Raw genomic sequence first — 19,387 nt, 5'->3', positions numbered from 1 at the left:
TGCCGCCGGGGCCCGACACCTTCGGCCCCGCGACACTCGCCGAGGCCCAATGTCAGGCCCCCGCCCTACGGTCGGCGGATGAGACACGGTCTGGAGATTTCCTGCGGTGGGGCCTCGATCGCGGTGTCCACACTGGTCGAGCTGGGTGAGCTGGCCGAACGCGCCGGCTGGGACGGCGTGTTCCTGGAGGACTATCTGATCCACTATTCCGGCGACGAGCCATTCACCTACGACCCGTGGCTCGTCCTCGCCGCGATCGCCGGGCACACCGACCGGGTGCGACTGGGCACCACTGTCACCGCGCTGCCCCGACGCCGCCCGGCGAAGTTGGCGCGGGAGATCCTCACCCTCGACCACCTCAGCGCTGGCCGGGCGACAGTCGCGGTCGGTGTCGGTGACCCCGGCGACCGGGGTCTGGTCGCCTTCGGCGAGCAGACCGAGCTGTCCGTGCGGGCCGCGATGCTCGACGAGGGTCTCGACCTGCTGACCGGGCTGCTCAGCGGTGGGCGGATCAGTCACCAGGGCACCCACTACCGCGCCGACGGGGTGTCGCTGCGGCCCGCGCCGGTGCAGTCGCCGCGGGTGCCGATCTGGGTCGGCGGGAGCACCCAGGCAGGGGCGGCGCGCCGCAGGGCCGCCCGCGCCGACGGCATCGTGCCGTACAAGCTCACCGACACCGACGGCTGGTCCGACTTCACCCCCGACGAGGTCCACGACCTGGCGAACGCCCTGCCATCGACGCGCGCCGACGGTCAGCCGTTCGACGTGGCCATCGGCGGCCGGCGACGCCGCTCCGACGAACGCGCCGAACGGGCCTACCTCGGCGAGCTGGCCACCGCCGGGGCCACCTGGTGGTTGGAGTTCGTCCCGGCCGGCGATCCGGCCACGATGCGCGCAGCCGTTGCCCGAGGCCCTCTACGCTGACCCGGGGTCAGGGGGCGTCGAGGGGCCAGAACGTCACGCGGGCCGTGCCGTCGCGGCAGACCAACCCGGCGCCGACCCGGCGGCAGTCGGTCACACCCGCCGGGAGCACAGCGGACACCCGATGACCGTCGCGCCCCACCGTCGCGACCAGGGAGCGCCTACCGTCAGCCGCCATCCCCAGCACCACCAGGGGTTCCGTGGCGACCCGTGGGCCAGCGACCGTTCGCCAGCGCGCCCCGCCCGGCCACGTCCACACCCGCACCCCGCTGCCCGCGCCGATCGCCCAGCGTCCCTGCTCGTCCTGCCCGCAGAGCAGACCCTGGCAGGGCCGCAGGATCAGGTCACCCGGCTGCACCGGCGACCGCCAGCGCGGCACCAGCCCGGGTAGGTCGTAGCCGGTCAGCGCCACCGCGCCGCCGCGCGGGTGGCGCAGCACCAGGTGCGCCCCGACGACCTGGGGATTGTCCGGGCCGTAGTCGGCCGGCGGAAGCTGTCCCCGCCCACGTTCGGTGCCGTCGCGGGCGTCGAGCAGCCGGACCAACCCGTCGTCCTGCACCAGCAGCACCCGCCCAGGCAGGCCGGGCAGCGCCCGCGGCCCGTTCGGCGCGACCGAGTCGTAGGCGCTCAGCGTCGGCGGGTTCGGCTCAGGGTCGACGACCAGCAGCAGCGGCCCCGCGCCCAGCACCGTCGCCCGGGCGGGCAGCGCCGGCCCGGGCTGCGGCGTCAGGCGCGCGGCTGGGGCGGCACCACCGAGCAGCAGGACACAGGCCGCCACCAGCACCGCCACCCGCCACCGGCGGGACACCTGCGGTGGTGGGCGGCGCTCGTGCGGGGGCGCGCCCCTGTCGTCACCCAGCTCGATCAGCACCGACATGGCGTTCACCCGTCCGCTCGCGCCTACCGGTCAGCAGAGCAGGTCGAGGTGATGGTGGGCGTCCTCGGCGATCTCCTCGTGCCGCAGCCAGCGGCGCGCCCACAGCCGGGCGGCCAACTCCGCCTGCTCGTCGCCCCACGCGGCGTGCTCGACAAGCAACGCGGTGGTCAGCGCGTACGCCAGGCGCAACGCCAGACCGCGGGCACCCGCTAGCACCGCCGGCGCACCCGGTTCGACGGTCACCGCGGCGATGGTCTCCGCCAACTGCGCGGCAGCGGTGGCCAGGGTGTCGGCCAGCACCGGCGACAGCGGCCGCGCGAGGTCGACGGCGGCGGTCAGCCGGCTCAGCAGCGGCGTCCCGCCGTCCTCCCGGGTCAACGCGCGCAGCACGTCCAGGGCCAGCACATTGGTGGTGCCCTCCCAGATCGGCAGCACCTGGGCGTCACGCAGCAGGCGGGGCACGCCGGTGTCCTCCACGTAGCCGGCCCCGCCGAAGCTCTCCACGTACTCGCTGGCGGAGCTGACGGCGAGCCGACCGGTGGCGAGCTTCGCCAACGGTGCCACGATGCGCAGCTCGGCCGCGGCCTCCGGATCGGCGCCGACCTCGACCCGCCCGAGCAGGGCGAAGGCGTGCCCGGCGAGAGCGAACGCGCCCGCCGCGTCGACCGCGAGAGTGCCCAGGGTGGCCCGGTGCAGGGGCGAGGACACCAACGGGCCGCCGGCGACATGCCGCGCCTCGGCGTACGCGCGGGCGTAGGCCAGACCCCGTCGCATCCCGCCGGCCGCCGCCGCGGCGTTGTGCACCCGGGTCACCACGACCAGAGTCATCGCCCGGACCAGACCGGGCACCGCCGGGTCGCCCAGCGGCAGGGCGTACGCGTCGCGCAGGCCGATCTCGGCGGTGGGCAGCGCCCGGGTGCCAAGCTTGTCCTTGAGCCGGTGCACTGTGACACCCGGTGCGGGTGCACCGGGCGCCCCGCCGTCGGCCAGCGGTGAGTCGACCGCGTACCGGGGAACGAGGAACGGGGCGAGCACCCGGCTGCCCCGCCCGGCGCCCTCGGGCCGGGCCAGCGCCACCGCCATCGCCGCGTCGGCGGCGGAGCAGAACCACTTCTCCCCGGTCAGCCGCCACGAACCGTCCGCCGCGGGTCGGCCGAGGGTGCTGGAGCGCCCCAGATCGGAACCGCCCTGCGACTCGGTCATCCACTGCCCGCTGGTGATCGCCGTGGCCGGGTCCGTGGAGATCAGCCGAGGCAGCCACGTGTCCCTGACCGTGGCGTCGACGTCGGGCATGCTGAGCAGCGCCGCCGCCCCGTCGGCCATCGCCACCGGGCAGGAGAACGTCGCCGACTCCGGCCCGTACAGGTGCAGCAGGGCGTGCTGCACGACCCGCGCGGCGGCACCCCAGGTGCCCCGCGCGTCCGGCAGGTAGGGCAGCGCCACCACGGCGTGTCGGGCGGCGGCGGCACGTTGCGCCTGCCAACCGGCGGAGGTGTCGATGCGATCGATCCGGGCACCCCACGGGTCGTAGCGGACCAGCGTCGGCGGGTGCGCCTCCGCGTCGGCGTGCGCCGCGCGCAGCGGGCCGGTGACGTCGGCGGCCAGGTCCGCGAGACGGCCCTTCGCGGCGGCGTGCCCGCCCGGGCCGAGGTGACGCTCCAGCCAGGACCGCAGCAGACCATCGCCGGCGTACGGGTCGACGGGGGGTGGTACCGGCTGCACGAAGCGGCTCATCGATCGGCTCCTGGCACTGCTCGGGGGGTGTGCGCCGACGGTAGACGATGCGGGGCCGCCGCGAACAGGGCACACCCGCCCATCGGGCGCACCCAGTTTCCGGCTTGTCGCCCGTCGGCGTGACCGTCTTCTCTACGGTCGGTAGTCGTGGGTGCGGGCCAGTCGTGGAGCCGACCGGCCCGGCGTCACCGCCCGATGCGCACCGGGTTGGCGTTCGCCGGGTTCGGCGTGGCGCTGTGCTGCGTGGGGGTGGCCGGGCTGGGCGCCTGGAACCTGCAGACCGTCCGGCAGGCCGCCGGCCCGATCCGGGAGACCGCCGACGGTTTCCTCAGCGAGGTGGCCCTCGGCGACAGCGACCGGGCGTACGAGCGGCTCTGCGAGGACGCGCGCAGCCGCTGGAGCGAGATCGGCTTCACCAGTTGGGTGCGGACACCACCGATGGTCACCGACTACGAGATCACCGACGTGTCGGTCGCGACCCGCAGCGGACGACCGCAGGGCACGGTGACTGTGAAGGTGACCCGCGACGGCGGGCTCAGCGAGGAACGTCGCCTACCGGTCGTCCGTGAGGACGGAAGCTGGCGGGTGTGCGGTGACCCCTTCTAGGCCCACTGTCGCCGCCCCGCTACGCCCACAGTTGTTGCGACCGCGCGAGGGGGTGCAGCCGACCACCTCGACGGAACTCTTCTTCGACCTCGTCTTCATCTTCACCATCACTCAGCTGTCGCACTACCTGCTCGCGCACCTGGACTGGCGGGGCGCGGGACGTACCGGCCTGTTGCTGGCGCTGGTGTGGCTCGTCTGGGTCTACACCACCTGGCTGACGAACTGGCTGCAACCGGACCAGGGGCCGGTGCGGACGATGCTGATCGGGGTGGGGCTGGGCAGCCTGCTGTTGTCGGCGACGATCCCGGAAGCGTTCGGCTCGACCGGCCTGCTCTTCGCGCTGGTCTACGTCATCGTGCAGGTGGGCCGCACCCTGTTCGCGTTGTGGGCGGTGCAGGGCAGTCCGTGGTTGGTGGCCGGATTTCAGCAGTCGCTGCCGTGGATCACGGGAACGTCGGTGCTCGTGGTCGTCGGTGGCCTGGTCGGCGGTGCCGCCCGGGACGCGGTGTGGGCGGCGGTGATCGTGATCGAGGTGGTCGGCCTCTCGATTGGCTATCCGCTGCCGCGACGGGGACGCAGCCGACCCGAGCGGTGGATGGTGGAGGGCGGGCACCTGGCCGAACGGTGCGCGGCGTTCGTCCTGATCGCGCTAGGGGAGTCGATCCTGGTCACCGGCAGCACCCTCACGTCGCAGGTGAACCTGGTGACGTCCGGGGCGTTCCTGCTGGCGTTCGGCGGTTCGGTGGCGCTGTGGTGGGTCTACTTCGCCCGCTCAGCCCCGGCGGCCACGCAGGTCATCGCCCAGGCCGGGGAGCGCACCGGCGCGTTGAGCCGGGTCGCGTTCAACTTCCTGCACCCGGTGATCGTCGCCGGTGTCGTCGTCGCGTCGGCGGCGGACGAGCGGTTGCTGCGGGAGCCCGGCGCGCCGGCCACCACTGTCGACGTGCTGCTCACCCTGGGGGGTCCCGCGCTGTTCCTGGCCGGGCACGCCGCCTACAAGGCGCTGCTGTGGCGGATCCTGCCGACCAGCCGGCTCACCGCGGTGGTGGTCCTGCTGGCGTTGATGCCGGTCGGTGTGTGGCTGGGGGCACCCGTCGCGGTGTGCGCCGCGGTGGCGTTGGCGGTGACGGTCGCCGTGATCCTGACCGACCGGTTCCGGTCATTGGTGGCTGCGCGGTGACCGCCGCGTCACCAGGACACGGTCCGCTTCATCCGCAGTTGCTGCGCCCGCGCCGTGGCGTGGAGCGGACCACCTCCACCGAACTGTTCTTCGACCTGGTCTACGTCTTCACGATCATCCAGCTGTCGCACTATTTGGCCGAGAACCTCAGCTGGCGGGGCGTCGGACGGACAGCGGTGCTGCTGAGTCTGATCTGGCTGGTCTGGATCTACACCGTGTGGGCGGGCAACTGGCTGCACCCCGACCGCACACCGGTGCGGGCCACGCTGCTGGTGGTGACGCTGGGCAGCCTCCTGCTCGCCGCAGCGCTGCCCACCGCCTTCGGCGACAACGGCCTGCTCTTCGCCGGGGCGTACGCGGCGGTGCAGGTGGGCCGCACGGCCTTCTCCCTGTGGGCGATCCGGGGCGAGCCCTGGCTCGGCGACAGTTTCCGGCAGTGTTTCGTCTGGATCACCGGCACCGGCGCGCTGGCGGTCGTCGGCGGGCTGGTGGACGCCTCGGCCCGGGAGCTGATCTGGATCGCGGTGATCGTCGTCGACTCGATCGGCCTGGCGACCGGGTTTCCGGTGCCCGGAATGGGACGGAGCAGGCCTGAGCACTGGCGGGTGGAGGGCGGGCATCTGGCCGAACGCTGTCAGGCGTTCATCCTCATCGCGCTGGGGGAGTCGCTCCTGATCACCGGTGGGACGCTGACGCAGCGGTTGGACCGGGTGACCATCGCCGCGTTCCTCCTCGCCTTCGCGGGCTCGGTGGCCCTGTGGTGGGTGTACTTCGACCGGGCGCAGGCCAGCATGGCGGCGCTGGCGGCCGCGGGTGAACGGGCCGGTCGGCTCTCCCGGCTGGTGTTCAACTATCTGCACCCGGTGATGGTGGGCGGCATCGTCGTCGCGGCCGTCGGTGACGAGCGGCTGCTGCACGACCCCGGGGAACCGGTCGGCTGGGCGAGCGCGCTGGTCGTCCTGGGCGGTCCCGCGCTGTTTCTGGCCGGGCACGCCGCGTACGAGATGGCGCTCGGTCAGGCCGGGGTGGTCGCCCGGGTCGCGGCGACGCTGCTGCTGCTCACGTTGTCCCCGGCGGCGGTGGCGTTGCGGGCGCCGGTCGCGTTGGCCGCCGGGGTGGCACTGTTGATCACGGTGGGGGTGATCGTGGCCGATCGGGTGTCGGCGCGGCGGGCCGCTCAGTCGCGGGGCCCGAGGTCGCCGCTGCGGTAGTGCCGGCGGCAGAGCACCTGGTAGCGCACCTCGGCGGTGTCGACGGTGTCGCCGATGACGACCTGGGCGCCCTCACGGACGACCCGCCCGTCGACGACCCGGGCGTTGAGCAACCCTTCACGGCCGCACCAGCAGAGCACCTCGACCTGGATGCGAGCCACCTCGTCGGCCAGCTCGAACAGGCGTTGCGCGGCGGGGAACATCCGCGACCGGAAGTCGGTGGCCAGGCCGAACGCGAACACGTCGACGTCGTAGCTGTCGACCAGTTCGGCCATCTGCTCGACGTGCTCGACGGTGTAGAAGCACGCCTCGTCGCAGATCAGGTAGTCCACGCGTACCCCGTCGGCCCACCGGCCGCGCACCAGGGCCCGCAGGTCCAGGTCGTCGGTGACCTCGATGGCCTCGTGGGCCAGGCCGATGCGGGTGGTGACCTGCGGTCCCAGCGACCGGTCGATGCGGGTGGTGACCAGCCCGCGCCGGCCCTGCCGGGCGTGGTTGTAGTTCATCTGCAACGCCATCGTGGACTTGCCGCAGTCCATCGGCCCCCAGAAGAACTTCAACGCCGCCGCGTGCACCGGCCGCCCGTCGAGCCCACGCGCCGCCGCGCACGCGGCCGGAGCGTGCGGCTGGCCGGGGAACGGATGGGCCAGGCAGGTCGGGGCGGTGGTGGCGTCGTCAGTCACGGTCGGGCAGCCTAGCCGATCGGCCACTCCTGATCTGTCGGGCGCGGGACGCGTGCTCAGAGCACCCGCGGTGGCGTGTTGCCGGCGGCGACGATGGCACGGCGCATCGGTACGGCGGCGAGGAGCAGGAAACCGACCACGAAGAAGATCAGCAGTGAGACCAGGCCCACCCGGTAGGAGGAGGTGAGCTGGAACACCAGGCCGAAGGCGAGCGGGCCGAGCCAGCTGGTGCCCTTGTCGCTGATTTCGTAGAAGCCGTAGTACTCGCCTTCCTTCCCGGTGGGGATGAGCTGGCTGAACAGCGACCGGCTCAGCGCCTGGCTGCCGCCCAGGACCAGGCCGATGGCCGCGCCGAGGACCATGAACGGCACCGGCGCCTCGGCGGGCAGCCGGAACGCGGCGATGATCACACCGGTCCAGAGGACCAGGCTGAGCAGCACTGTCTTCCACGCGCCGATGCGCCGGGCCAGCGCGCCCAGGCTCAACGCTCCGCCGAAGGCGAGGAACTGCACCAGCAGGATGGTGATGATCAGGGTGCTCTGCTCCAGGCGCAGTTCCTCGGTGCCGTACTGGCTGGCCAGGGTGATGACGGTCTGGATGCCGTCGTTGTAGACCAGGAAGGCGAGCAGGAAGTAGAGCGTCAGCGGGTAGGCCTTGATCTCGCGGACGGTGCGGCCGAGCTGTCGGAACCCGTCGGTGAGAATGTTGCCGCCACCGGCCAGCGCCGCCGCCGGCGGGCGCTCACGCAGCCACCGCAGCGGGACCAGCGTGAACAGCGCCCACCAGACACCGGCGGACACGATCGACCAGCGGGCCAGGTCCAGGGTGCGTTGCGGGTTGTCACCGTCGTCGAGCAGGGTGATCGCGACCAGGTTGAGCGCCAGCAGCAGACCGCCGCCGAGGTAGCCCAGCGCCCAGCCGCGACTGGAGATGCCGTCGCGTTCGTCGGGGCCGCCGAGCTGCGGCAGGAACGAGTTGTAGACCACGATGGCGGCGCCGAACGAGATGTTGGCGACCAGGAACAGCGCCCCGCCGAGCAGGTATCGGTCGCCGGTGACCAACGCCAACGCGATGGTGGCGCCGGCGCCGGTGAACGCGGCACCGCCGAGCAGCCGCTTCTTGTGCGCCGACCGGTCCGCTATCGCCCCGATGACCGGCAGCACGAACACGGTGAGGAACACCGACAGCGAGATCAGGTACGGGTAGTAGGACCCGGCGGCGACCTTGATGCCGAGCGGGTACACGAAGCCGTCGCACGAATCCGCACCCAGCTCGCACCCGGCCGCCACCTCGGCGACAGTGGTCAGGAACGGGCCGAGGAACACGGTGATGACGGTGGTCTGGAACGCGGAGTTGGCCCAGTCGTAGATGTACCAGCCCCGGCGCTCCCGGCGGGTGCTCGCGGGAGGCGGGGTGTCGTCCACCGTGGGGGTCACGGTCTCGGCCATCGGGGGTCCTTGGAATGGTTCAGGCGGCCCAGTGGCCGCGGCTGCGGTAGACGTCGCGCAGCACGCCGACGTGATCGGTCATGATGCCATCCACGCCACGATCCAGTAAGTCGTGCATCTGGGCGGGTTCGTCGATCGTCCAGACGTGCACCTGCAGGCCGATCCGGTGGCAGTAGTCGAGGAACCGGCGGTCCACCACCGGCACCCGCCCGTAGCGCGGCGGCACCTGCGCGGCGACCACCGACGGTGGCAGCCGCAGCGGACGCCCGTGCAGTGAGGCCAGCCGCAGCCGGGCGACGCCGCGCATGCCGAGGCTCGTGGCGACGCGTCCCTCGGTGAGCGCCCGCAGCCGGGTCAGCCGGGCGTCGCTGAACGAGGCGAGCAGCACCCGGTCGCCGGTGCCGGCCCGGGTCACTGTCGCGACCGTCGGCTCGACGCCGCCGTCGGCCTTCACGTCGATGTTGAAGCGGACCTGCGGCCACGCCCCCAACACCTCGTCGAGCCGGGGTACGACGGCAGCGCCGCCGACGCGTACGGAGGCGAGGTCCGCCCAGCTCATCTCGGCGATGCGCCCCGCCTCGCCGGTGACCCGGCGCAACGTCGGATCGTGGAAGATCACCGCCACGCCGTCGGCGGTGGCGTGCACGTCGGTTTCCACGTACCGGTAGCCCAGCCCGATGGCCCGGGCGAACGCCTCGGTGGTGTTCTCGTCGCCCTCGGCGGCGCCGCCACGGTGGGCGAACGCCAGTGGCGCGGGCGCGTCGAGGTAGCCGAATCGGGTCAACACGCGACGCAGTATGCCCGTCGCCGGTGGAGCGCGGGTGGCCTGCCGGCGAAGATCAGGCCTGGGACGCCGGGGAGGCGGCACGGGTGGTTGCCGTGGTCGGCAGGTGTGTCCGCGGTGGCGGCAGGCGCGACGTCGGCATGCCAGTCGGCCGCACGGTCCCGCCGGACCGGTCTACGGCCCCCACCTCCGTATGCCTGTCCTTCGTCCTTTGCTCTGCACCCGCGGAGTCGACAGTCACCTTCAGTAGCTGGTGCGTCCGCGGGTGCAGAGCAAAGGACGCGAAGGGGGTGTTGGGGGGCACCCGGCTGGCCTCGGTGCCGCAGGCCCCCCGGCAGACCGTTCCACCCGGTGCCCGACCCGGCTTTCCGGCGCCCGTGCGGGGTCTCCGGGCACTGGCGCACCTCGACGTCGCGGCAACCTCGGCGGTCGCGGCGGTGGCCTCAGTCTGAGCGGCGGCGGTGGGTGCGGCTGAGGTCGGTGGGGCGTCCGGGGTCGACGTGGCGGGGCCGGTCGGGTTCGTCGGGGCGCAGCGGGGCGAGGGTGTCGGTGAGCGCGTCGATGATCCGGTCGGTGGCGCGGCGGGCCGCGCCGGGGTTGGCGGCCGCCGTCTCGCCCAGGTCGACGGGGGTGCCGAAGTGCACCCGGATCACCGGGCGGCGCCACAGCGAGCGGGCGATGCCGCGCAGCATTCCGCGGGGCGCCTGGTAGGGCAGCACCTCGTGCGAGCCCCACTGGGCGACCGGGACGACCGGGGCGCCGCAGGCCAGGGCGAGGCGGGCGGCGCCGGTCTTGCCGCGTTCGGGCCACAGGCCGGGGTCCAGACCGATGCGCCCCTCGGGGTAGATAAGGATCACCGAGCCACGCGCGACGGCCGTGGCGGCGTTGTCGAGGGCCTGGTGCACGGCACTGGTGCCGCGGTCGACCCGGATGTGCCCGGCGTGGCGCATGGCGGCACCGAACACCGGGACGCGGAACAGCCCGGCGGTCGCCATGATCCGGGGGGCGACGCCGCGGATCTGGCAGGCGGCGGCCATGACCACCGGGTCGAACGGGCTGATGTGGTTGGCGGTCAGCACCAGCGGGCCGCGACGCAGGTGCGTCGGGACGTCGCCGGTGACCTCGAGGCGGGCGAGCAGGCCGACCAGGCCCCGGGCCAGCAGCAGGGCTGCGCGCCAGATCAGCGGCGGCTGCCAGGTGGTGTGTGCGGTGTCCATCAGCGCGCCATCGTCGCACGCCCCGGCGGGGCCGCGAGGGCGGGTCGGGTGATCAGGGTCATTGGTCCCGGGCCGTTTCGGGCCACCCGGCCCTGCCCAATCCTCTACGACGAGCAGTAGTATTTACTACGTCTCGTAGTACGGATCGTTGGGGGTTTCAGGTGGACGCGTTGGACGTTGCCCGCTGGCAGTTCGGTGTCACCACCGTCTACCACTTCCTTTTCGTGCCGCTGACCATCGGCCTCTCCGTGCTGGTGGCCATCCTCCAGACGATGTGGCACCGCACCGGCAACGAGCGCTATCTCAAGCTCACCAAGTTCTACGGCAAGCTGTTCCTGATCAACTTCGCCATGGGTGTGGTCACCGGGATCGTGCAGGAGTTCCAGTTCGGCATGAACTGGAGCGACTACTCCCGCTTCGTCGGCGACATCTTCGGCGCACCCCTGGCCATCGAGGCGCTCGTCGCGTTCTTCCTCGAATCCACCTTCATCGGCCTGTGGATCTTCGGCTGGGACCGGCTGCCCAAGCGGGCGCACCTGGCCAGCATCTGGGCCGCCGCGATCGGCACCAACCTGTCCGCGTACTTCATCCTCGCCGCGAACTCGTTCATGCAGAACCCGGTGGGCTACCGGATCAACCCCGACAGCGGACGCGCCGAGCTGACCGACTTCCCGGCCGTGCTGACCAACAAGGTCGCCCTGATCACCTTCCCGCACACCCTGGCCGGCTCCTTCCTGGTCGCGGGGTCGCTGGTCGTGGCGGTCGGCCTCTACCACGTGATTCGCAACCGGGACTCCGCCGACACCGGCGCGTACCGCTTCGCCACGAAGTTCGGCTCCTGGGTGGTCCTGGTCGCCTCCGCGGCCGTGCTGTTCACCGGCGACATCCAGGGCAAGATCATGACGGACGTGCAGCCGATGAAGATGGCCGCCGCCGAGGGCCTCTACACCACCGAGAGCCCCGCCTCGTTCTCGGTGCTCACCATCGGCAGCCTGGACGGCAGCCGCGAGGTGTTCGCCATCAAGATCCCGTACCTGTTGTCGTACCTGGGCACCGGTGACCCGAACGGCACCGTGCACGGCATCAACGACCTGCAGGCCCAGTACGCCAGCCAGTACGGCGCCGGCAGCTACACCCCGATCATCCCGGTCACCTACTGGAGCTTCCGCTTCATGATCGCCTTCGGGATGGCCGCGGCCGCGATCGCCCTGCTGGTGCTCTGGAGCCAGCGCAAGGGCCGCACCCCGAGCAGCAAGTGGCTGCTGCGCGCCGGGCTGGCCATGCCGGTGCTGCCGCTGCTGGCCAACTCGTTCGGCTGGATCTTCACCGAGATGGGCCGCCAGCCGTGGATCGTCTTCGGCGAGATGCTCACCCGCAACGGGGTGTCCCGCAGCGTCTCGCTGGCCGAGGTCCTCACCTCGTTCACCGCCTTCACCCTGATCTACGCCACCCTCGCCGTGATCGAGGTCAAGCTGCTGCTGCGCTACGCCAAGGCCGGCGTACCCGACGTCAGCGAAGAGCACCCCATCGACGACACCCACGACGACGCCGAGCGCCCGCTCGCCTTCGCCTACTGATCCCGGAGCCCATCGTGGAACTGACCACCATCTGGTTTCTCCTCGTCGCCGTGCTGTTCACCGGGTACTTCATCCTGGAGGGCTTCGACTTCGGCGTCGGCATGCTGCTGCCCGTACTCGGCCGCGACGACCGGGAACGCCGCGTCCTGATCAACACCATCGGCCCGGTCTGGGACGGCAACGAGGTGTGGCTGATCACCGCCGGTGGCGCCATGTTCGCCGCGTTCCCCGAGTGGTACGCCACCCTCTTCTCCGGCTTCTACCTGCCGCTGCTGCTGATCCTGCTGGCCCTGATCGCCCGGGGGGTCGCCTTCGAGTACCGGCACAAGCGCCCCGAGGCGTCCTGGAAGCGCCGTTGGGACGCGGCGATCGTGGTCGGCTCGCTGCTGCCGGCGATCCTGTGGGGCGTCGCCTTCGCCAACATCCTGCGCGGCGTGCCACTGGACGCCGACCACGAGTACGTCGGCGGCCTGCTGGACCTGCTCAACCCGTACGCCCTGCTGGGCGGCGCGACCACCCTCGCGCTGTTCCTCACCCACGGCGCGGTGTTCCTCGCCCTGAAGACCACCGGCGACATCCGCGAGCGGGCGGGCGCGCTCGCCGTGCGCCTGGGTGTGGGCGCCGCCGTGCTCGCGGTCGGGTTCCTGACCTGGACGTTGAACATCCGCTCCAGCGCTGCCGCCGTCGTGCTCGCCGTCGGCGCGGCCCTCGCCCTGCTCGGCGGTCTGGCCGCCGCCCGGGTACGCCGGGAGGGCTGGGCGTTCACCGGCACGGCCGTGGCGATCGGCCTGGCGGTGGCGACCCTGTTCGCGGCGCTGTTCCCGAACGTGCTGCCCTCCACCCTGGACGCGGCCGGCACGCTGACGGCCACCAACGCCGCGTCCACCCCGTACACCCTGAAGATCATGACCTGGGTGGCGGTGATCTTCACTCCGGTGGTGCTGGCCTACCAGGGGTGGACGTACTGGGTGTTCCGCAAGCGCATCGGAGTGGCCAACATCCCGCAACACTGACCGCCGAGAGCGGGGGATCGCGCACCAGCGGGGACGGCGCAGCGCGGGAGCGTCGGGAAAATCGGGCGGTTGGTGGGGGTGGGCTCGTTTACGGTGTGCCGATGCCCGCCACTGTGCACGTACGCGAACTCACCGCCGACGACCTCGACGCCGCCTGGGAGCTGGGCCGCTTCGCGTTCGGCTCCGACCCGCAGCGCCCCGCGCACGCGCCCGCGCCGGTGCCCGGCCTGACCCGTTACGGCGCGTTCGACGACTCCGGTCGGCTCGTCGGCAAGGCCATCGACCTGCACCACGACCAGTGGTGGTCCGGGCGGGCGGTGCCGGCTGCGGACGTGGCCGGGGTGGCTGTCGCCCCCGAGGCCCGTGGTCATGGCGTGGCGCGAGCCCTGCTCAGCGCGCTGCTACGCGGCGCCCGCGACCGTCAGGCGGCGATCAGCGCGCTCTATCCGACCGTCGCCGGCCCGTACCGGGCCTGCGGGTGGGAGGCCGCGGGAGTGCTGCGCACCGTCGACCTGGCCACCGCCGCGTTGCCCCGCCACCGGCCCGCGTCGCACCTCACCGTCCGAGCCGGTACGCCCGCCGACCTGCCGGCCGTCGACGCCCTGTACGAGCGGGTCACCCGGCACCGCAACGGCATGCTGACCCGCCGGGGTGAGCTGTTCGACGCCGCCGACCGCGGTCTGCCCGGCGACGGGGTCACCCTTGTCGAGGCCGACGGCGAGCTGGTCGGTTACGCCACCTGGCAGCGGGGCCGGGGCTACGGAGCGGATTCGGTGCTCACCGTCGACGAGGCCCTCGCTGTCACGCCCGAGGCCGCCCGGGAGATCGTCGGGGTGCTCGGCAGTTGGGCCAGCGTCGCGCCGACGCTGCGGCTGTGCCCGCTCGACGGCGACGCGGTCAGCACCGTCCTGCCGTTGGAGTCGGCCCGCGACCACGAGCGGGACCTGTGGATGCACCGACCGGTCGACGTCGCCCGCGCGGTGAGCGCGCGGGGGTGGCCCGCCCACGCCCGGGGCGTCGTCGACTTCGCCCTCACCGATCCGCTCGCCGAGTGGAACACCGGCACCTGGCGGCTGACCGTCGCCGACGGTGACGCCGAGCTGACCCGGGTCGGCGGCGAGGCCGACCTGCGGTTGGACGTGCGCGGTTTCGCCCTGCTCTACGCCGGTGCCGCGCGGGCCCGCTCGGTCGCGCAGGCCGGGCTGCTGCACCACAGCCCGGGTGTCGACCCGGGCGCGCTCGACCTCCTGGCCTGCGGCGGGCCCGCGCAGTTGCTCGACTACTTCTGACCGGCGGGCCGATGGTTTCCGCCTCCGAAGTGGGAACTCGGCGGCGGCAGCGGACAGATACAGGTGTGACAGCCGAGATGCGGGCCCGGATCCGGGCCGGAGACTCCGACGCGTTGGGTGAGCTCTTCGACGAGCACGCCGAGGCGGTTCATCGACATGCGCTGTGGAGCGGAAGCGATGCGGCGCACGCCGAGGACGTGGTGTCGCTGACCTTCCTCGAAGCGTGGCGGATCCGCGAATCCCTGCGCCCGGACGGGGACGGTCTGCGGCCGTGGCTGCTCGGGATCGCGACAAACGTCCTGCGCAACCGCCGGCGGGCGGCGCGCCGGCACCGGGAGGCGTTGCGGCGGCTGCCGGTACGTGACACCGTCCCCGACTTCGCCGACGCGGTGGTCGACCGGATGCACGACGCCGACCAGGTGGCCGCCGCCCTGGCGGGACTGCGGGCGTTGCGCCGCGCCGACCGGGAGGTGTTCCTGCTCTGCGTGTGGTCGCAACTGGACTACGCGGCGGCGGCCGAGGCGCTGGGCGTACCCGTCGGGACCGTGCGCTCCCGACTGTCGCGGGCCCGGACCCGGCTGCGGGCGCTGGCGCAGCAGGAGCTGACCGGCGCCCGGATGACCCCCGTCGAGCAGGGAGAGTACCGATGAGAGAGCCCACCGCTCCGCCCGTGCCGGCCCTGCCGGCGTTGCGCCGACAGGCACTGCGGCATCATCTGCTGACCGAGGTCCGGCGGCCGTCGCGGCGGCCACGACGGATGCGGGTGCTCGTGCCGGTGGCGGGCGCGCTGACCGTCGTGGTCGCGGCCGGGATGGTCGCCCAGCCGTGGTCGTCGGACAGCGCGCCACTGATCGTCCCGGTCGCGCAGGGGGAACGCGTCGGGGCGTCACTGCTGCTCAACCGGATGGCCGCGGTGGCCACCGGCAGGCCGGGGCCGCCGCCCGGCGAGGGCGGGTACGTCTACATCAGGAGTCGGGGAGCCTTCGCGGAGCTCGGTGACGGCCCGGCCCGACTGCGACCGGTGCACGAGCGGGAGATCTGGATCCCTCGGCACGAGCGGGGTGACGGCCTGGTGCAGCAGCCGTTCTTCCACGCTCCGATCGTCGGTGTGATCCCGCAGCGCGAGACGCTCACGGACGTGACGCCGAACGCGGCGCTGGTCGACCTGCCCGAGGACCCGGACGCCCTGCTGGCGAAGCTGTACCGGGAACGTCAGCAGCGGGGCCGGGGCAACAGCCGCGACGGCGCGGCGTTCACCGCGATCGGCGACATCCTGCGCGAGTCGTTGGTGCCGCCGGTCACGAGCGCCGCGCTCTACCGGGCCGCGGCGAAGATCCCCGGGGTCGAGGTGGTGCGCGGGGTCACCGACGCGGCCGGGCGGCGGGGGATCGCCGTCGCGCACACCGAGCGGAGCCGCCGCGACGAGTGGATCTTCGATGAGCAGAGCTTCGACTACCTCGGTGAGCGCAGCTATCTCGTGGCGGACACCGTCGACGGGCCGGCCGGGACGGTGCTGGGCACGACAGCGGTGCTGCAACGGGCCGTGGTGTCGGACCTCGGGCAGCGCCCGGCGCGGTAGGTGGCCCGGGCGGCCGGCTCCAGGCTCCGTGTCCTGGATGCCGGCCGCCCGGCGGCGGCGTCCGGTCAGGCCGGGGTCGCCGCCAGCTCGGCGTTCGCGTGTTGGGTGACGATGGTGAGCACCCGCGCTGCCGTGCTGGCCTCGTCGGTGGGGATTCCCGCGTACAGCCGGGCGCTGAGGTCGGCGACGGCGGCGACGACGCCGCGTTGCGTGGTGCGACCGGTGTCGGTGAGCGCCAGCCGTGTCTCGTCGCCGCCGGCCGGGCCGTCGACCTGCGCGAGGCCGGCGTCGACGAGGTGGTCGACCACCTGGCGCGCGGCCGAATCGTCGATCTTGAGCGTGCTGGTGACCCGGTGCGTGAGGTCTGCGGGTTCGACCGGGCCCTGGGCGAGGACGTGCAGCGCGACCACCTGGTTGAACGTGACGCCGAGTGTGCTGATGGACCGTTCGAGCAGGGCCCGGGTGGCGTAGTGGGCCTGGCCGATGACCTGGCCGTTGAGGGTGGGGACGGTGGACATGACGCCTCCTTCGATACGTTGGCCGAGCCAACGTTGGTTGCGCCAACGTAACACCCGATCGTGGGTCGCGCCAACGATTCCTGATAGGCTGCGCGGCATGGACAACGCGGCCCCGCAGTCACCCGCCGGGCTCAGCACCACCCCGAGCTGGCTGCTCAACCAGACCGCCGGTCACGCCGCCCGCCTGCTCAGCGAGGGCTTCGCCGCGCACGCCCTGCGCGGCTACCACTACCGGCTGCTCGCCACCCTCGCCGAGGACGGGCCCGCGAGTCAGGCCGACCTCGGCCGTCGCTGCGGCATCGACCGCAGCGACGTGGTAGCCGCCATCAACGATCTGGCCGGCCGAGGGCTCGTGGTGCGTGCCCCCGACCCGGCCGATCGCCGCCGCAACGTCATCAGCGCCACCGACGCCGGCGCCGACGAGGCCCGCCGGCTGGGCGCGACCCTCGAACGCGTCCAGGTCGACCTGCTCGCACCGCTGTCCACCACCGAGCGCGAGCAGCTGACGCGACTGCTCACCCGACTGCTGCACCACCACAGCCGGCACTGACAGCCCTCAGCGGGCCTCGCGCAGCTCCGCCAGCCGGGCCTCGATCTCGGCCAGCTCGGCGCGCAGCTTCTCGGCCTGCTGCTCCGCTTCGGCCCGCTCGGTGCCGAGGATCTGCTCCACCGCCTCCTGCACCCCGGGCACGTCGACGAGGGCCACCATCTTCAACGCCTCCGCCGGCTTCACCACGTACGGCTTCGCGAGGGCCTTGCTGCCCTGCTGCGCGGCGACTGTCCACTCTCCGTCGGCGTACGCCAAGGTCACGGTGAGGCCCGCGGGGCTCTTCGGCTTGACGGCCTTGACCGCCCGCCGCGCCGGCGGCTTCTCCGTCTGCTCCACCTTCGGCTCCTCCTGTCGCTGCGCGGGCACCCGCGGCGTGTCCAACACGAACTCCGGCGCGGCCACCGTCGGCGGCTCGGGCTCGGGCTCCGGCTTCGGCTCCACCACCCGACGGGTGACGCCCTTGGGCGCCACGGCCAGGTCGGCGGGGGAGAACGGCAACTCGTCGCGACCGAAGCGCACCACCACGAACTCGTCGGACACCTCCGGGTCGGTCAGCTCGATCACCTGACCGACCTGACCGGCGATCTGCCCCGCCGACGCGGTGAACACCACCCGCGGTTTACGCCCGGCCGCCAACGACTCCCGGATGCTCTGCACCTCGCTAGTGGACAAACCCTGGCCGGCATCCATCACAACCCTCTTCCGTACACCTGTTTGATTGCTGTCTTGATACCAGCCGACTGCGACACCCGCCGCACGGGGCTCACGCCCGCTCAGCCGCCCAGCGCCCGCAGCGCGCGGTCCGCGTGCTCGTTCATGCTGACCTCGCTGTGGATCACCTCGATGATCCGCTGGTCGGTGCCGATGACGAACGTCATGCGCTTCATGCTCAACGGCCCCAACGGCACCCGCCGCTTGACCCCGAACTGCTGCGCCACAGCGCCGTCGGCGTCCGACAGCAGCGGATAGTCGAAGCCGTGCAGCTTCGAGAACTCGGCCTGCTTCGCCACCGGGTCGCGGCTGATGCCCACCCGCGTCGCGCCCAGCGCCGTGAACTCCGCGGCGAGGTCGCGGAAGTGGCAGCTCTCCGCCGTGCACCCCCGGGTCATCGCCGCCGGGTAGAAGAACAGCACCACCGGCCCGGCCGCCAGGAACTCCGACAGCCGCCGCGGCGTGCCCGTCTCGTCCGGCAGCTCGAAATCCTGCACCACGTCGCCGACAACCACACCCGCCACCGCGCACCTCCATCGTCTGATCGACCGCGCGGTGAGCGTAAGCGATCACACCCCGAGCGCCGCCACCTCGTCGGCCTGGCGTCGTCCGGCCAGCAGGGACACCCCGCTGTCGGGTCCCGACGCCCGCCGCGTGTGACCCTCCTCTCGAGGACCGATCCGCGCGGGTCACGGTAGCGTCGGCACGAGCATCGCGCAGCCGTCAGACTCTCCGGGAGGCACCGTGGCACCCGTCACCGTCATCACCGGCGGCGGCCGGGGCATCGGCGCGGCCACCGCCCGGCGGCTCGCCGCCGCCGGTCACCACGTGGCCCTGTGCTACCGCCGCGACGAGGCCGCCGCCACCGCCGTCCTGGCCGACCTGCGGGCCGCCGGCGCACAGGCGATCGCGGTACGCGCCGACACCACCGACCCCGAGCAGGTGCACGCCCTGTTCGACGCCGCCGCGCAGCTCGGCCCGCTCACCGGCCTGGTCAACAACGCCGGCGTCACCAGCCTGATCGGACCGTTCACCGAGCTGCGCGTCGAGGACCTGCGCCGGGTCGTCGACGTCAACCTCGTCGGTTACGTCCTCTGCGCCCAGCAGGCCGCCCACCGGCTCACCGACGGTGGGGCGATCGTCAACGTCTCGTCGGCGGCCGCGACCCTCGGCAGCCCGGGGGAGTACGTGCACTACGCCGCCGTGAAGGCCGCCACCGACACCCTCACCGTCGGCCTGGCCAAGGAACTCGCCCCGAAGGGCATCCGGGTCAACGCCGTGGCCCCCGGCATCGTGCGCACCGACATCCACGCCGACTCCGGGGTCCCCGACCGCGCCGACTCCGCCGTCGGTCGCATCCCGCTGGGCCGCGCCGGCGAACCCGACGAGATCGCCGCCGCCATCGCCTGGCTACTCGGCCCGGACGCCTCGTACGCCACCGGGACCGTGCTGCGCGTCGCCGGCGGTCTCTGACGGTGCTGCGGGGTGC

20 protein-coding genes are annotated in these 19,387 nt (G+C 72.7%); 11 read left to right on the top strand and 9 right to left on the bottom strand.

All coding sequences use genetic code 11. From position 1 onward, the window contains the following. Window positions 1-78 precede the first annotated feature (78 nt). Window positions 79-924, top strand: a complete 846-nt coding sequence (locus ACLQ3F_RS06235) for an LLM class flavin-dependent oxidoreductase (RefSeq protein WP_425846963.1) — start codon at window positions 79-81, stop codon at window positions 922-924. A gap of 7 nt (window positions 925-931) precedes the next feature. Here ACLQ3F_RS06235 and ACLQ3F_RS06230 read toward each other — a convergent pair whose 3' ends face one another. Together ACLQ3F_RS06230 and ACLQ3F_RS06225 are read right to left on the bottom strand one after the other, a co-directional pair. After that, window positions 932-1,798, bottom strand: coding sequence for a hypothetical protein (locus ACLQ3F_RS06230; protein ID WP_425846960.1), 867 nt, complete (start codon window positions 1,796-1,798; stop codon window positions 932-934). 30 nt (window positions 1,799-1,828) lie between these two features. Further along, the gene (locus ACLQ3F_RS06225; protein WP_425846958.1) at window positions 1,829-3,532 is read right to left on the bottom strand and encodes an acyl-CoA dehydrogenase family protein; all 1,704 of its coding nucleotides are present in this window, start codon (window positions 3,530-3,532) and stop codon (window positions 1,829-1,831) included. Window positions 3,533-3,679: 147 nt separating this feature from the next. Here ACLQ3F_RS06225 and ACLQ3F_RS06220 point away from each other — a divergent pair, with 147 nt between their 5' ends. Genes ACLQ3F_RS06220 through ACLQ3F_RS06210 form a run of 3 tightly spaced genes read left to right on the top strand, consistent with a single transcriptional unit; the run spans window position 3,680 to window position 6,529 of the window. After that, entirely contained in the window at window positions 3,680-4,138 is a 459-nt protein-coding gene (locus ACLQ3F_RS06220) for a hypothetical protein (protein WP_387349223.1), read from the top strand. Then, window positions 4,125-5,318, top strand: a complete 1,194-nt coding sequence (locus ACLQ3F_RS06215) for a low temperature requirement protein A (protein WP_425846955.1) — start codon at window positions 4,125-4,127, stop codon at window positions 5,316-5,318. Before ACLQ3F_RS06220 ends, ACLQ3F_RS06215 begins: the two co-directional genes overlap by 14 nt. A 38-nt stretch (window positions 5,319-5,356) precedes the next feature. Next, window positions 5,357-6,529, top strand: a complete 1,173-nt coding sequence (locus tag ACLQ3F_RS06210) for a low temperature requirement protein A (protein WP_425846952.1) — start codon at window positions 5,357-5,359, stop codon at window positions 6,527-6,529. Here the strand turns inward: ACLQ3F_RS06210 and ACLQ3F_RS06205 are convergent. The 4 genes from ACLQ3F_RS06205 to ACLQ3F_RS06190 form a co-directional block, all read right to left on the bottom strand. Beyond that, window positions 6,496-7,212 carry a thymidine kinase gene (locus ACLQ3F_RS06205; protein WP_387349219.1) on the bottom strand — a complete coding sequence of 239 codons (717 nt, stop codon included), beginning with the start codon at window positions 7,210-7,212 and terminating at the stop codon, window positions 6,496-6,498. The two genes, ACLQ3F_RS06210 and ACLQ3F_RS06205, sit on opposite strands and share 34 nt — an antisense overlap. 56 nt (window positions 7,213-7,268) lie before the next feature. Beyond that, window positions 7,269-8,660 carry an MFS transporter gene (locus tag ACLQ3F_RS06200; protein ID WP_425846949.1) on the bottom strand — a complete coding sequence of 464 codons (1,392 nt, stop codon included), beginning with the start codon at window positions 8,658-8,660 and terminating at the stop codon, window positions 7,269-7,271. A 19-nt stretch (window positions 8,661-8,679) separates the two neighbouring features. Continuing rightward, complete coding sequence (locus ACLQ3F_RS06195) at window positions 8,680-9,447, bottom strand: glycerophosphodiester phosphodiesterase (RefSeq protein WP_425846946.1); 768 nt, start codon at window positions 9,445-9,447, stop codon at window positions 8,680-8,682. Between the two features lie 440 nt (window positions 9,448-9,887). Then, a complete protein-coding gene (locus tag ACLQ3F_RS06190) occupies window positions 9,888-10,661 on the bottom strand; it encodes a lysophospholipid acyltransferase family protein (RefSeq protein WP_357207960.1) in 774 nt (257 codons plus the stop codon). Window positions 10,662-10,822: 161 nt separating this feature from the next. On the opposite strand from ACLQ3F_RS06190, the gene ACLQ3F_RS06185 reads away from it, so the two are divergent. The 5 genes from ACLQ3F_RS06185 (at window position 10,823) to ACLQ3F_RS06165 (ending at window position 16,119) form a co-directional block, all read left to right on the top strand. After that, window positions 10,823-12,238: a cytochrome ubiquinol oxidase subunit I gene (locus ACLQ3F_RS06185; RefSeq protein ID WP_357258702.1), complete on the top strand. Its 1,416-nt coding sequence runs from the start codon at window positions 10,823-10,825 to the stop codon at window positions 12,236-12,238. A gap of 14 nt (window positions 12,239-12,252) precedes the next feature. Further along, a complete protein-coding gene (gene cydB, locus ACLQ3F_RS06180; RefSeq protein ID WP_355007524.1) occupies window positions 12,253-13,251 on the top strand; it encodes a cytochrome d ubiquinol oxidase subunit II in 999 nt (332 codons plus the stop codon). A 101-nt stretch (window positions 13,252-13,352) separates the two neighbouring features. Beyond that, complete coding sequence (locus ACLQ3F_RS06175; protein ID WP_425846941.1) at window positions 13,353-14,540, top strand: GNAT family N-acetyltransferase; 1,188 nt, start codon at window positions 13,353-13,355, stop codon at window positions 14,538-14,540. 65 nt (window positions 14,541-14,605) lie between these two features. Next, complete coding sequence (locus ACLQ3F_RS06170; protein WP_387349212.1) at window positions 14,606-15,190, top strand: RNA polymerase sigma factor; 585 nt, start codon at window positions 14,606-14,608, stop codon at window positions 15,188-15,190. Then, on the top strand, window positions 15,187-16,119 hold the full coding sequence (locus ACLQ3F_RS06165; protein WP_425846937.1) for a CU044_5270 family protein: 933 nt from the start codon (window positions 15,187-15,189) through the stop codon (window positions 16,117-16,119). Before ACLQ3F_RS06170 ends, ACLQ3F_RS06165 begins: the two co-directional genes overlap by 4 nt. Before the next feature lie 65 nt (window positions 16,120-16,184). Here ACLQ3F_RS06165 and ACLQ3F_RS06160 read toward each other — a convergent pair whose 3' ends face one another. Then, window positions 16,185-16,637: a MarR family winged helix-turn-helix transcriptional regulator gene (locus ACLQ3F_RS06160; RefSeq protein ID WP_425846934.1), complete on the bottom strand. Its 453-nt coding sequence runs from the start codon at window positions 16,635-16,637 to the stop codon at window positions 16,185-16,187. A 97-nt stretch (window positions 16,638-16,734) separates the two neighbouring features. Here ACLQ3F_RS06160 and ACLQ3F_RS06155 point away from each other — a divergent pair, with 97 nt between their 5' ends. Then, complete coding sequence (locus tag ACLQ3F_RS06155) at window positions 16,735-17,187, top strand: MarR family winged helix-turn-helix transcriptional regulator (RefSeq protein ID WP_425846931.1); 453 nt, start codon at window positions 16,735-16,737, stop codon at window positions 17,185-17,187. Between the two features lie 6 nt (window positions 17,188-17,193). Here the strand turns inward: ACLQ3F_RS06155 and ACLQ3F_RS06150 are convergent, their stop codons facing one another. Both ACLQ3F_RS06150 and ACLQ3F_RS06145 read right to left on the bottom strand, forming a co-directional pair. Beyond that, entirely contained in the window at window positions 17,194-17,877 is a 684-nt protein-coding gene (locus tag ACLQ3F_RS06150) for a hypothetical protein (protein WP_357258690.1), read from the bottom strand. An 83-nt stretch (window positions 17,878-17,960) separates the two neighbouring features. After that, complete coding sequence (locus ACLQ3F_RS06145; RefSeq protein ID WP_425846927.1) at window positions 17,961-18,422, bottom strand: peroxiredoxin; 462 nt, start codon at window positions 18,420-18,422, stop codon at window positions 17,961-17,963. Window positions 18,423-18,642: 220 nt separating this feature from the next. On the opposite strand from ACLQ3F_RS06145, the gene ACLQ3F_RS06140 reads away from it, so the two are divergent. Continuing rightward, complete coding sequence (locus tag ACLQ3F_RS06140) at window positions 18,643-19,371, top strand: SDR family oxidoreductase (protein ID WP_425846924.1); 729 nt, start codon at window positions 18,643-18,645, stop codon at window positions 19,369-19,371. Window positions 19,372-19,387: the final 16 nt, after the last annotated feature.

The organism is Micromonospora sp. DT15 (assembly GCF_049841475.1).
GTDB lineage: Bacteria > Actinomycetota > Actinomycetes > Mycobacteriales > Micromonosporaceae > Micromonospora.
Note: the sequence above shows the minus strand (reverse complement) of the source record. Positions and strands in the feature narration are given on the sequence as shown.

What these genes read in the sequence shown, in the direction of transcription:
- ACLQ3F_RS06165 (WP_425846937.1), top strand. Translation starts at nt 15,187, where the DNA reads ATGAGAGAGCCCACCGCTCCGCCCGTGCCGGCCCTGCCGGCGTTGCGC.
- ACLQ3F_RS06155 (WP_425846931.1), top strand. Translation starts at nt 16,735, where the DNA reads ATGGACAACGCGGCCCCGCAGTCACCCGCCGGGCTCAGCACCACCCCG.
- ACLQ3F_RS06150 (WP_357258690.1), bottom strand. Translation starts at nt 17,877, where the DNA reads ATGGATGCCGGCCAGGGTTTGTCCACTAGCGAGGTGCAGAGCATCCGG.
- ACLQ3F_RS06235 (WP_425846963.1), top strand. Translation starts at nt 79, where the DNA reads ATGAGACACGGTCTGGAGATTTCCTGCGGTGGGGCCTCGATCGCGGTG.
- ACLQ3F_RS06200 (WP_425846949.1), bottom strand. Translation starts at nt 8,660, where the DNA reads ATGGCCGAGACCGTGACCCCCACGGTGGACGACACCCCGCCTCCCGCG.
- ACLQ3F_RS06225 (WP_425846958.1), bottom strand. Translation starts at nt 3,532, where the DNA reads ATGAGCCGCTTCGTGCAGCCGGTACCACCCCCCGTCGACCCGTACGCC.
- ACLQ3F_RS06175 (WP_425846941.1), top strand. Translation starts at nt 13,353, where the DNA reads ATGCCCGCCACTGTGCACGTACGCGAACTCACCGCCGACGACCTCGAC.
- ACLQ3F_RS06230 (WP_425846960.1), bottom strand. Translation starts at nt 1,798, where the DNA reads ATGTCGGTGCTGATCGAGCTGGGTGACGACAGGGGCGCGCCCCCGCAC.
- ACLQ3F_RS06190 (WP_357207960.1), bottom strand. Translation starts at nt 10,661, where the DNA reads ATGGACACCGCACACACCACCTGGCAGCCGCCGCTGATCTGGCGCGCA.
- ACLQ3F_RS06160 (WP_425846934.1), bottom strand. Translation starts at nt 16,637, where the DNA reads ATGTCCACCGTCCCCACCCTCAACGGCCAGGTCATCGGCCAGGCCCAC.